This is a genomic window from Paenibacillus sp. CAA11, assembly GCF_003060825.1.
In the GTDB taxonomy this organism is placed as follows: Bacteria; Bacillota; Bacilli; order Paenibacillales; family Paenibacillaceae; genus Fontibacillus.
Genome location: NZ_CP028922.1, coordinates 2,321,782 through 2,336,971 on the forward strand (window position 1 = coordinate 2,321,782; position 15,190 = coordinate 2,336,971).

At 45.1% G+C, this 15,190-nt stretch carries 13 protein-coding genes; 11 read left to right on the forward strand and 2 right to left on the reverse strand.

The genetic code is table 11. The features are described from left to right. The first annotated feature begins 93 nt into the window (after window positions 1-93). The 9 genes from DCC85_RS10760 to DCC85_RS10800 all read left to right on the forward strand — a co-directional run bounded on the left by DCC85_RS10760 (window position 94) and on the right by DCC85_RS10800 (window position 11,491). Entirely contained in the window at window positions 94-648 is a 555-nt protein-coding gene (locus DCC85_RS10760) for a GNAT family N-acetyltransferase (protein ID WP_108465591.1), read from the forward strand. 85 nt (window positions 649-733) lie between these two features. After that, window positions 734-1,129: a VOC family protein gene (locus DCC85_RS10765; protein ID WP_108465592.1), complete on the forward strand. Its 396-nt coding sequence runs from the start codon at window positions 734-736 to the stop codon at window positions 1,127-1,129. A gap of 165 nt (window positions 1,130-1,294) precedes the next feature. After that, entirely contained in the window at window positions 1,295-4,735 is a 3,441-nt protein-coding gene (locus tag DCC85_RS10770; RefSeq protein WP_108465593.1) for a glycoside hydrolase family 2 TIM barrel-domain containing protein, read from the forward strand. 219 nt (window positions 4,736-4,954) lie between these two features. Beyond that, the gene (locus DCC85_RS10775) at window positions 4,955-6,154 is read left to right on the forward strand and encodes an MFS transporter (protein ID WP_108467815.1); all 1,200 of its coding nucleotides are present in this window, start codon (window positions 4,955-4,957) and stop codon (window positions 6,152-6,154) included. Window positions 6,155-6,411: 257 nt separating this feature from the next. Beyond that, on the forward strand, window positions 6,412-7,026 hold the full coding sequence (locus DCC85_RS10780; RefSeq protein ID WP_108465594.1) for a TetR/AcrR family transcriptional regulator: 615 nt from the start codon (window positions 6,412-6,414) through the stop codon (window positions 7,024-7,026). Between the two features lie 52 nt (window positions 7,027-7,078). After that, window positions 7,079-9,445 carry an MMPL family transporter gene (locus DCC85_RS10785; protein WP_108465595.1) on the forward strand — a complete coding sequence of 789 codons (2,367 nt, stop codon included), beginning with the start codon at window positions 7,079-7,081 and terminating at the stop codon, window positions 9,443-9,445. A gap of 179 nt (window positions 9,446-9,624) precedes the next feature. After that, the gene (locus tag DCC85_RS10790) at window positions 9,625-10,008 is read left to right on the forward strand and encodes a GntR family transcriptional regulator (protein ID WP_108465596.1); all 384 of its coding nucleotides are present in this window, start codon (window positions 9,625-9,627) and stop codon (window positions 10,006-10,008) included. Beyond that, entirely contained in the window at window positions 10,005-10,862 is an 858-nt protein-coding gene (locus tag DCC85_RS10795; RefSeq protein WP_108465597.1) for an ABC transporter ATP-binding protein, read from the forward strand. Before DCC85_RS10790 ends, DCC85_RS10795 begins: the two co-directional genes overlap by 4 nt. Before the next feature lie 2 nt (window positions 10,863-10,864). Beyond that, a complete protein-coding gene (locus DCC85_RS10800) occupies window positions 10,865-11,491 on the forward strand; it encodes an ABC-2 transporter permease (protein ID WP_108465598.1) in 627 nt (208 codons plus the stop codon). 165 nt (window positions 11,492-11,656) lie between these two features. On the opposite strand, the gene DCC85_RS10805 is transcribed toward DCC85_RS10800, so the two are convergent. Beyond that, a complete protein-coding gene (locus DCC85_RS10805) occupies window positions 11,657-12,511 on the reverse strand; it encodes a manganese catalase family protein (protein WP_108465599.1) in 855 nt (284 codons plus the stop codon). Between the two features lie 146 nt (window positions 12,512-12,657). Between DCC85_RS10805 and DCC85_RS10810 the strand changes: the two genes are divergently transcribed. Both DCC85_RS10810 and DCC85_RS10815 read left to right on the forward strand, forming a co-directional pair. Next, a complete protein-coding gene (locus tag DCC85_RS10810) occupies window positions 12,658-13,506 on the forward strand; it encodes an SPL family radical SAM protein (protein ID WP_108465600.1) in 849 nt (282 codons plus the stop codon). 23 nt (window positions 13,507-13,529) lie between these two features. Next, window positions 13,530-13,964, forward strand: a complete 435-nt coding sequence (locus DCC85_RS10815; protein WP_108465601.1) for a hypothetical protein — start codon at window positions 13,530-13,532, stop codon at window positions 13,962-13,964. Between the two features lie 360 nt (window positions 13,965-14,324). Here the strand turns inward: DCC85_RS10815 and DCC85_RS10820 are convergent, their stop codons facing one another. Then, window positions 14,325-15,179 carry a helix-turn-helix domain-containing protein gene (locus DCC85_RS10820; RefSeq protein WP_108465602.1) on the reverse strand — a complete coding sequence of 285 codons (855 nt, stop codon included), beginning with the start codon at window positions 15,177-15,179 and terminating at the stop codon, window positions 14,325-14,327. Between the last annotated feature and the right edge of the window lie 11 nt (window positions 15,180-15,190).

Consider the following 15,190-nt stretch of genomic DNA (forward strand, 5'->3'; position numbering starts at 1 on the left):
ACCAGCAACAGCACATGGCGTTATAGGGCCAAGGCTACAGCTGGTCATCATTATAAGGCCGGGTATCTGTCCTAGATAAGGAGGAACTGATTTATGAATAGCTTGCCTACAATTCTATTAGAACGATTAACATTACGGCCTTTCAGTTTAGAGGATGCACCCGCAGTTCAAGCATTAGCGGGCGATCAATATGTTGCTGCAACGACATTGTACATCCCGCATCCTTACGAGGATGGAATAGCAGAAGAATGGATTCGAACCCATACTGCTAATTTCCATGAAGGCCGGGTACTTGAGTTGGCGATTGTACATACGGAGGAACAATATTTAGTCGGCGCTATAAGCATCGCTCTAAACAAGAACTTTGATCATGGGGAACTCGGATATTGGATTGGGCAGAAGTATAAGGGTCAAGGTTATTGCACTGAGGCAGCACGAGGAATCGTAACATATGCCTTTGAAGAGATGGATTTAAATCGCATATTTGGCCGCCATCTAGCAAACAATCCTGCATCCGGGAAGGTCATGCAAAAATTAGGCATGCAGTATGAAGGACGGCTCAGACAGCATGTGAAAAAATGGGGGAAGTATGAAGATCTGCTGCACTACGGCCTATTAAAGAATGAGTACTATTCAGAAAAAAATTAAAAAACGCTCAAATTAGGAACATCTTCCTCCTCCACTGCCTCAGTTTGGTATAATTAAGAACACCATCAAATATATGGAGGTAACTATGGGAGCAGGAAGAATATTGGGAATAGCCTATAATGTAATTCCGGTTACAAACGTAGAGAAATCTGCAGCATGGTTTGTGAAGCATTTTGGATTCAATATTCGGAATCAACGGGAAGGGTATTTAAGTCTTTTCCGGGATAACCGCCCAATCTTAGATTTGATTCAAACGGACCATCCATCGAGAGCAGTATTTCAAGTACAAGGGAAGAACAGATGGGTCATTACCTTTTTTACAAACGACATCGAAGCCTTACATAACGATTTGAAAGCCGACGAAGTAAAAGTAGGAAACATTAGTGATGAAGGGAAGTACGGAAAGTTCTTTGTGTTTGAAGACCCGGACGGCAACTTATTCGATGTTTGGGAACATCATGATTGTGAATTGGTGTACTGATGAAGACCTCGGAATTTTTTCCGAGTCTTTCTTTAACTTGCGTAACTTGGGCGACTTGATCTCCTATATAATGTGGAGCAAAACATAAAGAAATTAAACTATCGAGCAAATGACAGCGCTTTTATAATTGTGGGGAGTAGTTATGGAAAGGAGCGTGAAATTACGGTGAGTCAGAAGATAAGGTTTAATGATGGCTGGGAGTTTGCCAAAAGCGGTCTGGAGACTTTAGATCTATCGGATTTAACCTTTGAACCGGTAGATGTTCCCCATGATTGGCTGATCTACAATACCCTTGATCTCTATGAAGATAGCATTGGCTGGTACAAAAAGACGTTTACTTATACGGAAAGTAATCAGGAGGTCTTGCTAGCCTTCGATGGGGTTTATATGGATTCTTCATTGTATGTGAACGGGCGGTGGATGGGGGAATGGAAGTACGGATATTCTTCCTTCGAGCATGAGATTACAGAAGCGCTTGCATCTGGGGAGAACGAAATTCTTCTTAAGGTGGTACATCAAAGTCCGAACAGCAGGTGGTACTCCGGTGCGGGGATTTACCGCAGTGTATGGTTGAAGACCCGAAGCCACAGCCATATCGTAACAGATGGCATCTATATCTCTACTGCGCGGGCCGATGAGGACTGGCAAGTGGACATTCAGACGGAATTGCAGCTTGATCAGAATGCGCAAGTTTCCCACACTTTGATGTACAAGGGCAATATCATTCAATCGAGTTCGGAGCGGGTCACAGCAGATGCCGATTCTGAGATATTGAATTTGCAAAAGCTTACAGTCTCTCATCCGCATCTATGGAGTACTGAAGAGCCTCATTTATATACGCTTGTTACAGAATTGCGCGTGGCAGAGCAGGAAACGGATGATTTAATTTCCGGCGTGATCATAGACACCGTGACTCAATCTGTCGGTTTCCGGGAAATACTCTTAACTCCCGATACAGGCCTATTTTTGAACGGGAAGCCAATGAAGTTAAAGGGTGTCTGTGAACATCATGATCTAGGCGCTCTGGGGGCTGCCTTTAATAAGGATGCCTTGAAACGGAGATTTCGGATATTGCAGGAGATGGGCGTTAACGCGATCCGGACGGCACATAATATGCCGGCACCCGAGTTGATGGACCTGGCTGATGAGATGGGGCTTCTGGTTGTATCCGAGGCTTTTGACATGTGGGAAAGATCTAAAACAACCTATGATTACGCTCGCTTCTTCAAGGAATGGTCATCTGCGGATGTAAAGAGCTGGGTCAAGAGAGACCGGAATCATCCTAGCCTCCTTATGTGGAGCATCGGCAATGAAATCTACGATACCCATGCTAGCGAGAGAGGGCAGGAAGTAACCCGGATGCTGATGGAGGAAGTGCTCAAGCACGATCCTAAGCAGAATGCCCGGGTCACCATCGGCTCTAATTACATGCCTTGGGAGAACGCGCAGAAATGCGCGGATATCGTAAAGGTTGCGGGCTATAATTATGCGGAAAAATACTACTCTCAGCACCATTCCGAGCACCCGGACTGGATCATCTATGGCAGTGAAACCGCTTCGGTCGTGCAGAGCCGGGGAGTGTACCATTTCCCGCTGGAGCAGTCTATTCTATCCGATGATGATGAGCAGTGCTCCGCGCTCGGGAACAGCTCTACCAGCTGGGGAGCGAAATCTGCTGAAGCCTGTATTTTGGCTGAAAGAGACACCCCTTTCTCCTTAGGACAATTCTTGTGGAGCGGGTTTGACTATTTAGGCGAACCCACCCCCTACCATACTAAAAATTCTTATTTCGGACAGATTGATACAGCGACTTTCCCAAAAGATTCTTACTTTATCTATCAGGCGGAATGGACGGATTACAGGCAGCAGCCAATGGTTCATTTGTTTCCTTACTGGGACTTTAACCCAGGACAAATGATTGATGTCCGCATCTGTTCGAACGCTCCCCGTGTTGAACTGATATGCAACGGTACTGTAATTGGAAGCCACGAAATTGATCACGCAAAGGGCCAACAGCTGGTCGGATGGTGGAAAATCCCCTATCAGGAAGGTGAGATTAAGGCCATTGCCTATGATGAGAAGGGAGATGTAATCGCGACAGATATCCGCACCTCGTTCAAGGATGCGGCACGGATCAAGCTTATGCCCGATAAGGAGCATCTGATCGCGAGCGGAACGGATCTTATTTTCGTCGAAATCAGCATGGTGGATGAAGAAGGCCGCCTGGTTGAGAACGCAAATAACAGGGTGCTCGTTGAGGTAACGGGAGCAGGCCGGCTCATTGGACTAGATAACGGTGACAGTACCGATTACGATCCATATAAAGGAATTAGCCGAAGACTATTCAGCGGAAAACTCATGGCGATCGTTGCGTCGGGTACAGCGCCAGGCACCATCCGGATGAAGGTCAGCTCACAGGGGATGGAAAGCCAGGAGCAGGAATTTGATGCATTACCTTGTGCGTCCGAAGAGCTGCGGGGAACCTCCACGCTGATGAGCAACCAGGAAATGCCGTGCGTCACTGGCACCTCTGATGAAATTCCGCTGCGCAAGCTGGAACTATTCAGCCGCTCAGGTCAGCACTTGAACGAATCGAAGTCCGAAATTGAGGTGGAAGCCAAGCTGCATCCTCATAATACCTCTTACACAGAAGTGGAATGGAGCATTGTGAATGATGCCGGAATTCCTTCGAATCTTGCTGAAGTTGAAGGAGACGGACATTTAGCACGCATTAAAGCTTTAGGAGACGGTCAATTCCGTGTTCGGTGCACCAGTAGGAATGGTACGGACAAGATCAAGCTGATCTCTGAGCTGGAGTTCCAAGTTACAGGAATCGGTACAGCGGGTAAGGACCCCTACAATTTTATCTCCGCCGGACTATACGATTATAGCTTTGGGGAAATTAGCAACGGTAATGAAAGAGGTGTCGCTACGAGCAGGGACGGCGAAACCCGGGTTGGTTACCGGAATTTAGATTTCGGACCTCATGGCTCTGGTGAAATCACAATTCCTATCTTTGCGTTATCCAGCGAACCTTATCCGCTGCAAATCTGGGAAGGCATGCCTGGAGAAGAAGGCAGTCAGTTGCTTGCAGAGGCCGTTTATCAGAAAAAGTCGAAATGGAATGTATACCAGGAAGCCACGTTCCGTCTAAAGAAGAGACTCAGAGGCGTGACTTCGATTTGCTTTGTATTATGGCAGAAAATCCATATCAAAGGGTTCTATTTCAGCCGCCAGAATAGGGCCTTTGAACAGAATGCAGCGGCAGATTGTAACCGCATTTACGGGGATACGTACAATATCGCGGAAACCCGCGTGGAGGGGATCGGCAACAATGTGTCGCTCGAAATCAAGCAGATGGATTTTAGGACAGAAGGTGCTTCAAGACTACTTGTTTATGGACACTCGCCGATCGACAAGAACACCGTTCATGTTCGATTCTCCGGTCAAGATGGCGAAAGTCAGCAGCTGATCGAATTTACTCAAACCAGCGGGTACGAATTGAAGGAATTCTCACTGAACAAGGTGATCGGCAATCAGGATGTGACGTTTATTTTTCTGCCGGGCAGCCAATTTAATTTTGGCTGGTTCCAGTTCGGAAAATAATGCGCTAAGGCAAAATTTGGAGATACGATCCAGTATATGATATTAAATGACCATTTTTTTATATTTATAAATAGAGCTTATTAACTTAGAATGTCATTATATTTGAGAAGCCGCTCATCAGCGGTTTTTTTGCTGATTGGACTTATCGGATGAACACAAAGGCATAAAGGAGAAGGTAGAGTGGCGAAACGAACGAAGAACTTTAACAAGGCATATGCCATGCAGCTGGCTACGATATTTTTAGGGTTTGTTGTATTTGGATTTTCGGAGAATATCAAAGGTCCGGCCATTCCGCGCATACAGCTGGACTTCTTATTGAATGAATCCCAAATTGGCACCTTATTATCGCTTAATGCGCTAGGCTATTTAATTGCTTGTTCTTTTACAGCTTTCCTGACCAGGAAATGGGGAATCAAGCGAGTAACGGTTGCTGCCTTCACCGTGATGATTATTTCGGGTGTTTTCATTTTTTTCTCCAACCTGTATTCTTTGTTCTCTGCGTCTTACTTCTTGATGTATATCGGCAACGGCATGCTCGAGATCGGTTTGGCTATACTGGGGGCGCGAATTTTTGTTAAGAACACGGGAATGATGATGAATCTGACCCATGGCTTCTATGGACTCAGCTCAACCGTAGCTCCGCTTATCGCCTCAGGACTGATGAGAGTAACTATTAATGGCTATACGCTCGATTGGCGGGGAATGTATCTCGTTATGCTTTCCTTATCCATCCTGCCGATTATTTTTGCTCTCTTAAGCCGCTTTCCAGGAGATGATATTAAGCAGGAGGAACGAGTTCCGTTTAGAATACTGCTGAAAGACCCTGTATTATGGTTGATGGTGCTTATTCTCTCATTTGGCGTCGTATCGGAACTAGCCGTTGGAGGTTGGCTTGTCAACTTCCTGGAGAAATCCTATAAATGGGATGCAGTTACGGCTTCGGGGATGCTGTCTGCCTTTTTTGTCTGCTTCACACTTGCTAGGCTTCTGCTGGGACCGGTAACGGATAAAATCGGATTTACTTTATCCCTTACTATTTTCTCTGGATTCTCGGCCGTGTGCACCTTCGCTGCAATCCTTGGAGAGGAAGCTTGGGCATTTCTATTTGCTGCATCCGGGATCGGAATTGCGATGATATATCCCACAGTGATGGCCTTCATCTCCAAGAGATATCCCAATGGAAGCGATACGGCCATAACGTTCACGGTTACACTTATGGGTCTCTTCAGCGTGATCGGTAACTATCTGATTGGCGGAGTTATAGAAGGGGTCAAGAGCTTATTCAAGGCTGACTCGCAGTTGGCTCTGCTCCGCGGGCTCCAAGCTGGATATGGATTTATCGGCTTATGTGCGGCGTTATGCTCGGTTACCGGGATCATTCTATACGTTTATCTACATAAACGACAAGAAGTAATATAACTACGTGACCTATTGAAATCTATGGATCACCAAGAGTTCTAGGTTAATGTGTGGAAAAATATAAACCAAGCCCAAGCCCTGAGCACTCTGCTCAGGGCTTCGTTAAATTCATCACTTGTTGATGACCCATTAAAACCGCGTTATTAAATAAATACCCAATAAGCAAATTTTCTCAATAGGCATTATTGCACAATGGGCAACCAAGTGTTAAGCTATACCCAATAAATCTTGGAGAAATGGAGGTGTAAGGTGAGACCATGAAGCCACAAAGCTTGCGTGACATCAAAAGGGAAGCAACGGCCAAGGCGCTGGCAAATGCAGCGTTCGAACTAGCCATTGAACGGGGAATGGACGAGTTTGTCGTTGAAGATGTAGTCCAGCGTGCGGGTTATTCAAGAAGAACATTTGCCAATCACTTCTCCTGCAAGGAAGAGGCGATAGCATCAGCAGTCATATCGTTCAGCAGTACAGAAGAAGCAGAGTTCGAGATGCTGGATAAGCCGGAAAACATAACCCCGCTCAATGCGCTTCAGCAGTGGTTAAAATTGCAGCTTACAGCCAATTTGCTGTGGAAGCTTCGGGAGATTATTTCACTATCGAAGCGGCATCCCTCCCTGGAACCGTATATTCTCAGCATGTTCCATGGCCTCCAAAAGCGGGCTCAGGAAACCCTAAGCAGCTATTTTGAAGGCCGCTATTCAGAGGAATATACATATCTCCTGGTAGGGGCTCTGTATGGAGCATTACTGCCTGTACTTGATGGCAGTCTTACTGTACTGCTGCCCGGTGATTCGGCTGAAGGCCATCCTGAGGCTACAACATTTGATCAATATTTGGCTAAGACGTTCAGCTACTTGCGGAGCGGATTCTGATTCCATAGAAGTACAAGGTTTATATTGTATTTAAGGGAGAGAACATACTGATATGTCGAAATTTTTGTATAAGCTGGGAAAGAAGGCGTACGACAAGCCGTGGTACTTTATTAGTGCCTGGATCCTCATATTAGGTGTCGTTATTGCGCTGCTCGGCATTAATGGGATGAGTGTAAGCTCTGATATGAAAATTGAGGGGACCGAGTCTCAGAAGGTGCTGGACAAGCTGGCAAAAGAACTGCCTGAGGCCTCTGGCGGTCAAGGCAGTGTGGTGTTTACAGTCCCTGATGGGGAACGCCTGGATACCCCGGAACGTGTCCAAGCGATTACGGAAGCGGTTAACAAGGTATACGGATTAGATTATGTAATTAATCCTGCCGAATTAGCTGCTGCAGCCGGAAGCGGATCAGCACAAGCTGATCAGACAGCGCAGGCTCAAGCACAGGCTCAAGCCGCCCAGGGAGGGAATACAGCAGGGTCAGAAAACGCTGCACCAGCTGAAATGCCTCCTTACGGACCGCTTAAGGTGAATGGGTTACCTGTACCAGGTGTGTTAATAGCTACAGACGGCAGTGTTGCCCTGTTCCAATTCCAGTTCACTGTGCAGCAGACTTCACTTCCTAAAGGCGTTACGGACTCGGTTCTTGATGCCGTCACTGGAGTAGAACAGAACACAGATATTACTGCGCTGCCAAGTGATTCTCTGAAAACAACAGAAGCGCCGATTGGGACAAATGAGATCTTCGGACTGGTTATAGCGGCTATTGTCCTTATTGTAACACTCGGCTCCATCGTGGCCGCTGGATTGCCCCTTGTCACTGCGCTGTTCGGTGTGGGGATCGGCGTCGGCGGGGCATTCGCGATTTCCAGCTTCGTAGCCATGACCTCCTTCACCCCTGTACTAGCCCTTATGGTCGGTCTGGCTGTAGGCATCGACTATGCGCTCTTTATTGTGAATCGTCAGCGCCGTCTTATTATGGACCAGCAGTTATCTGCGCGTGAAGCAGCAAGCCGGGCTGTCGGCACATCGGGAAGCGCCGTCTTCTTCGCGGGTTTAACCGTCATCATCGCTTTGTGTGGACTGCTCGTCATCGGTATCTCCTTCCTGAGCATGATGGCGATCGTAGCTTCTGTAACGGTGCTGCTTAACGTTCTGATTGCACTTACCATGCTACCGGCACTGCTTGGTCTGGTGGGTGAGCGAATCTGTTCGCGTAAGGCGCGTGAGAAGAGCCATGCCAAGGCGGCGAACAAAGAACATGGCGCTGCAAATGGCTGGATTAAGGGAATCGTGAAATTCCGCTGGCCTGTGATCATCGCTATTGTTGTTATTCTAGGCACAGCAGCTATACCGGTTGCCAAGATGGAGCTGGGAATGCCTTCAGGCGCTACGGCTAACTTGGATACATCTGCGCGGCAAAGCTATGACGCAATTTCCAAAGGCTTTGGTGAAGGATATAACGGTCCGCTTCTTATTGTGGCCGAGCCGAAAGATCCTTCGGGTAAGATCACGACAGAGACGCTGTATGGTCTTGTCCAGGATATTCAGCAGGCCCAGAATGTGTCTGTCGTATCACCAATGGGTGTGAATAAGGACGGTAATGTGGCGATTCTGAGCCTAATTCCGAAAACAGGCCCGACGGATACCGTAACGAAAGATTTAGTACAGGAGCTGCGTGCTACCGATTCAGCAATAGCTCAAAGCCATAACGTAACCCTTGGGGTTACAGGATTCACAGCAATTAATATTGATATGTCGTCCAAGCTTGCGGAAGTCTTCCCGATTTATATTGGTATCATTGTCGTTCTGTCTCTGATTATTCTGTTATTGGTATTCCGGTCGATCCTTGTTCCGATCAAAGCTACAGTCGGTTTCCTGCTCAGCGTGCTCGCTACCTTCGGAGTGACAACGGCCGTCTTCCAATGGGGATGGTTGAAGGAGCTCTTTGGTTTTGATACTGGCGGACCGCTGCTGAGCTTTATTCCGATCATAGTTACGGGGATTCTTTACGGATTAGCTATGGATTATCAGGTCTTCCTCGTGTCTTCTATGCGTGAATCCTATGTCCACGGACACCGGGGCAGACATAGTGTAGTTCACGGCTTTAATCTGGCCAGCAGGGTTGTTGTAGCGGCTGCAATTATCATGGTTTCGGTATTTGCAGGCTTCATCTTCTCGCATGATATTATGATTAAGCAGATCGGTTTTGCGCTGGCCTTCGGTATTCTGATTGACGCATTCGTCGTGCGGATTACACTGGTTCCGGCAATCATGGCACTGTTTGGCGATAAAGCTTGGTGGCTGCCGAACTGGCTGGATCGCTTGCTGCCGAACCTTGATGTTGAAGGGGATAAGCTTATTGCAGAACTTAATGCCGGTGCTGCTAACGGCTCAAAAGGCTTACCGACCTCTCACTAGTATGATCTTTACAAAAAAATGAATAATCTAACCCTATACTTAAAAAGGTCGCCGAAACGGCGGCTTTTTTTGTGTAAACAACACAGATTGGGTGCATCGAATTGACGACTGAGTATATACTGTATATACTATATATATACAGTATATACTCGATGAAATTTAGTGAGGTGTGATCGGACATAAAAATTACAATATCGAACGCTTCAAGCGACCCGATTTATATACAGATCACGAACCAGATTAGACAAAGCATCTTGAGCGGTGAGCTGCACGCAGGAGACAGCCTGCCCTCCATTAGACAGTTAGCTAAGCTACTACAAGTCAGCGTAATTACGACGAAGCGTGCGTATGAAGAGCTGGAGAATGAGAAGCTGATCGACTCCGTCTTAGGTAAAGGATGCTTTGTATCCGGTGCGAATAAAGACTTCATTCGGGAGCAGCGTATGAAACTGCTGGAAGAGAAAATGGTAGAAATTATTCGAGAAAGCAGGGAGCTTAACATGAGTCAGAAGGAACTAATCGGGCATCTGAGTCTATTGTTTGAGGGGGAAGAGACAGAATGAATGTGATTGAAATACGCAATGTAACCAAAGCATATCCAGGGTTCACAATCGATAATTTATCTTTGGATGTAAAACAAGGCTATATTACAGGCTTAATTGGCCCAAATGGGGTTGGCAAAAGCACCTTGATCAAGATGATGATTGGCATGATTCAGCCTGACTCCGGGAACATAAAAATCCTTGGCCGTGATATGCCCAAGCAAGAAGTGGAAATTAAGCAGCGCATTGGTGTCGTTTCAGATGATTGTTTCTACTATGAGCATCTTACGATTCGTGAGATGGAGAGGATGATCGGACCATTCTATAAGCAGTGGAATCGCAAGAAGTTTAATGATTATCTTGAGCAATTTGGGCTGTCGCCCAAGAGCAAGATTGAGAATTTATCCAAGGGGATGAAGATTAAGTTCTCCCTCGCGGTAGCACTATCCCATGAGGCTGAGCTGCTGATCATGGATGAGCCTACCTCTGGACTAGATCCTGTGTTTAGAAGAGAGATGTTAGACCTGCTTGGGGATATGATTCAGGATGAGCGAAATTCGATTATTTTCTCCACTCATATTACGACGGATCTAGACCGTATTGCCGATTATGTCACCTTCATAAACCGCGGTAAACTTGTTATTCATCAAGCGAAAGATGAAATGCTCGACAGTTATGTCATTGTGAAGGGAGATGTCCGGCTCATTGATTCCGACATTAGAAATAACTTTATCGGAATTCGAGAGACTCCTATAGGTTTTGAGGGCTTGGCAGGAGACAGACAGGAAGCTGTAAAGTGGTTTGGCAATGAGGTTATTTATGAAAAACCCTCATTAGAAGACATCATGTATTTTACAGATAAAGGGAAGGTGTAAATATGCTTAATTTGCTGCGTAAAGACTTGATCGCCTTAAAAAGCTCACTATGGATGGGATTTTTTTATCTGGCTGTATTTAGTTGCGCTTTTATACCCAAAAGTGAATTGTCCATTCACTTTGTAGGGATCTACACCGCTTTCGGCTTGATCAGTCTCGGCACCATGATAGATATCAAAAACCATAACCATCATTTTCTGGTGACACTTCCGGTCAACCGCAAGCATATTGTGCAAGCCAAATACGTAGCAGCCGTTATTTTTGCGCTGTTTGGAGTCCTTGGTTCGTATGGGATTCACACGATCGCTAAATCGGCTATCCCGCAGCTTAATAAGCCAGATTATACGGTTCTGGATATCCTGATCCCGGCCGGAGTTCTGCTGATCTTGATCTCCATTTATATGCCTCTTTTTTACGCACTTAGTAAAAAGGGGGCCGGAATTATTAATACCGTTTTCTTAATAGCCTTAATCATTCTGGCCCAGCCCACAGCCTATCTAATCAATATGTTGAATGAGAAAAGTGCAGCCCATGAACAAGCCTTGCTATTGATTCCAGTAGGCATCTTGCTGCTATTCATTGCTTCCTATTTCTTAACCATATATCTGTTTCGTAGAAAGGATCTATAAGGGGAGTGCCGGAAGATGCGCTTGACTACAAATCTGCTAGATGAGATGATGTGTTGATCTTAATTCAGATGATTCATTGACTTCGAAATGAAACAAGCCAAAGCATTCTGCCCAGCAGAACAGCTTTGGCTTCTGGCGATATTCCTGTATAAGGTGTTTGGTTTCTTAAGCGTTCATATCGTACAAACCAGGGCTGTGTTCGTTAGGCATTTCTGGTAGGACAGGAACCGGGAATCCTTGAGGAGGGTTGACGACTTCCAATGTTCCACCGTTGCGGCTTGGCGTTTGACCGCTGAATATTTCGCCGATTCGTGTAGAGTCTAGCCGGAAATTAAACTGTGCATTATGGAAGCCCATATCCACGTATTTTCGGCATTCTGGATATTTATTGATGTCATAGTTAGGAACAGGGAACAGTTTACCCCACTCGACTCCAAGTGTCTCAAGAGCTTTGGCGAATGCATTCTGATGTGCATTATCGCGGACGATCAGAAAGGCAAGCGTCTCGCGGAAAGTTTTATTCGTACTCATTTCATAAATCCGTGATTTCTGCAGCACTCCAGTTGATTCAAGTACAAGGTTGTCAAGCAGGTCACTGATCAGATTGCCATGACTGTATACATAGTTGCCGTTCCACGGATTTCCGGCTGCATCCACCGGTAATGAGCTTTGCGCCCCCATGATGAAATGGTGGGGATTGGCATGTTTAATTGCCTCTTGAAGAGGTGCTCCGTTCACTCCGCCGTTTCCTGGCGGCTCTTCTCCAGAACCGGTTAGCAGTTGGTTAATCGTATTCTGAACCAGTTCCACATGACTGATTTCCTCTAGAAATATTCCTTTTAGTAAATCCCGGTACTGAAGAGCATTCCCGCGGAAATTGCTGCTCTGGAAAAAGAACTGCATCATGGTCCGCATCTCGCCAAAGCGGCCGCCCAAAGTTTCTTGAAGCACCTTGGCTGCTTCCGGATCAGGCTTGTCCGGTACGATGATGTTTATCAAATCTTCTTTATAGAAGTACAACAGATTTCCTCCTTGTCATAGCTGTATTTATTTCTTATACTTCATTTTGGTACAGACGCTGGGTAATTATGCGATGCATGAGAAACTCCATAATCATTTCCAGACTCAATGACAGCTAGTTGTTGGAACGACAGGAGGAGCCTTGAGTGACCATTGAAGTTAAAGACGTTGTTTCCAGGAAAATTCTTAATGAGGCATCGGGCTATTTGGATATTGGATTCACACATTCCCTAAATCCTTATAGCGGTTGTGCATTTGCGTGCAAATATTGTTATGTCAGAGAGATGCCCATTCAACAGTTTAAGGATATGCCCTGGGGAGAATGGGTGGAGATCAAGACGAATGCAGTCGATATCTATAAGAGTGAAATGATCAAACTCCGCCGCAAAAGCAGTAAGGCTCATATTTTTATGTCTTCGGCTACGGATCCTTATCAACCTATTGAGCGCGAGGCTGGCATTACAAGAGCAATACTGGAAGCCATGCTGCAAGAGCCTCCTGATCTGCTGCAAATTCAGACCCGAAGTCCTCTGGTGACCAGGGATATTGACTTATTAACACAACTTAAGGATCAATGCCAAGTTCTAGTCTCGATGACGATTGAAACCGATCGAGAAGAGATCAAGCGCATTTTTGCCCCTTACGCACCTGGAATCAATATGCGATTAGAGGCATTAAAAAAAATTCATGATGCCGGCATTTATACTCAGGCCGCATTGTCTCCTGTGTTACCTTTTACCCCTCAATTCCCAACGGTCTTAGCAGAGATTGCGGATCGAATCTGGATCGACACCTTGAATATTGGAGATGGTCGGAGCGGAAAACGCTCGGAGCGATTAGGCATGCCTCAGTTATTTAAGTCCCACGGCCTTTCGGAGTGGTACCGGAAGGATATCCATATCAGGGTCAAGAAATACTTCATGCGAAGCTATCCACCTGAGAAGATTCATGTTTCAAAGGAGGAAGCTTTTTGGGATGGTGGAGATCTAAAATAAAATAGTAAGGACGATAAAATACAATGAGGGAATGCTGCTTTAAAATAAATCTATCCTTAGAAGAAGCTAAAAAGCGCTATAGAGAATGGTCAAATGAAGATGTCCAATTTGAAATAGATGAAGCTGGGATCTGCATGGCGGATTCAATTCAAATCTCTGAGGCAGAAGAGGGCTGGACCTATTTTATAGACTTTGAAGGTGAAGCATTCTTTGGCTTATCAAGAGAAGCCTGGATCAAGCTTGCAATGGATAGTTCTGTGATCTACGCGTATTATGATGAAAATTTCAATGCAGAGCTAGTTGTAATTGAAAACGGCAAATTAATTCGAGAATTTGCACGTTATGAAGATGAGCCCGATGCGAATGCAGATTTCGGAGTATTAGCTTGTGAAGAGAGCTCGGCCATTGACGGATGGGAGGATGTAGCAGATTACATAGAACAAGAACTGATCATATAATTACTAATTTTCCCCACGAGGTGAGTAATGGATTTACTGCTGCAAATCTGTTTAGCGGTCTTGTTGATTTTAGCGATTATCAGCATTATTGTTTTATTTGTTGACCCTAATTTTAAACATTGTCTTGTTGCCTTGATCATATCAACCAGCTTTTTTATATGTTTTCTTGTTTACATTCAGCAATTTTTAGGAAGGGGGATCTAACCTTACTATTAACTAATAACCTTACATAACGAATACTCAGTTAATAAGATACTGCAATCTGTCATATAGACAGTTATTTTAGAAGCAACCTAATCCCAACATGTAAAGGGGTTAGGTTGTTTTAATTTTTTTTAACTATAGATTAGGCCATATTTTCTATTGAGCAGTAGAGAACTTACGAGAGATGTTCCTAAACTGTGTAGGTGATATCCCTTTTTTAGCTTTAAATTGCTTAAAAAAATAAGTGTCATACTCAAACCCAGTAGCGCGGGCAATATCATCAAGCTTCATATCTGTATGCGTTAAAAGCTCACACGCAACTTTCAACCGATGTGAAAGCAAGTAGCCTATGGCTGTAGTTTCGCACCTTTCTTGAAATAACTTATTAAGAGTTACACGGTTGAGATGCGCGCAATTCGTCAAATCCTCTAAGGAAATCTTTCTCGTGTAGTTCGTGTGAATATATTCTAACACTAAGTCAACAGGGGACTGCTCTCGATTCTGATTTAAGTCCTCTAACAGCCCTAAAATCTGAATGAGGTATTTTTTTATCCTGCATACCCAGCGTCTATCGCTTTGCGCTTGCACTTCCATACCAAGTATAAAAAACCACTCAAATAAAAGCGGAAATGCTTTTTCAGTTACACGAGGCATGCCAGAATATAGATGATCACGTTGAAAAAGTGAAAGCCCTGTTTGGATGCTCGGAACGCTTGGAAAGTACCCTTGAGTTTCAGAGAGGGCTACTGAATTAAGAAATTCACGGTCAAAACTAAAGGATTGCGCAGCGAAAATACAATTCTGGGTGACTACCATATGATCATTTTCAGCCAAGCAAAGGACACCTGGAGCAACTATCGATATTGGATGTTCATTTAAGTTCCCATTCATGGTTCCAGATGTAATTAAAATTAGTGTAAGACGCTCTGGGTAAGGAAGATTAGTAAAGTCCTCGACTGCGATAAATTCAATATTTACGGAACGGTTTTTGTACCGGTCAATTTGCGGCATAGTGTATTCAC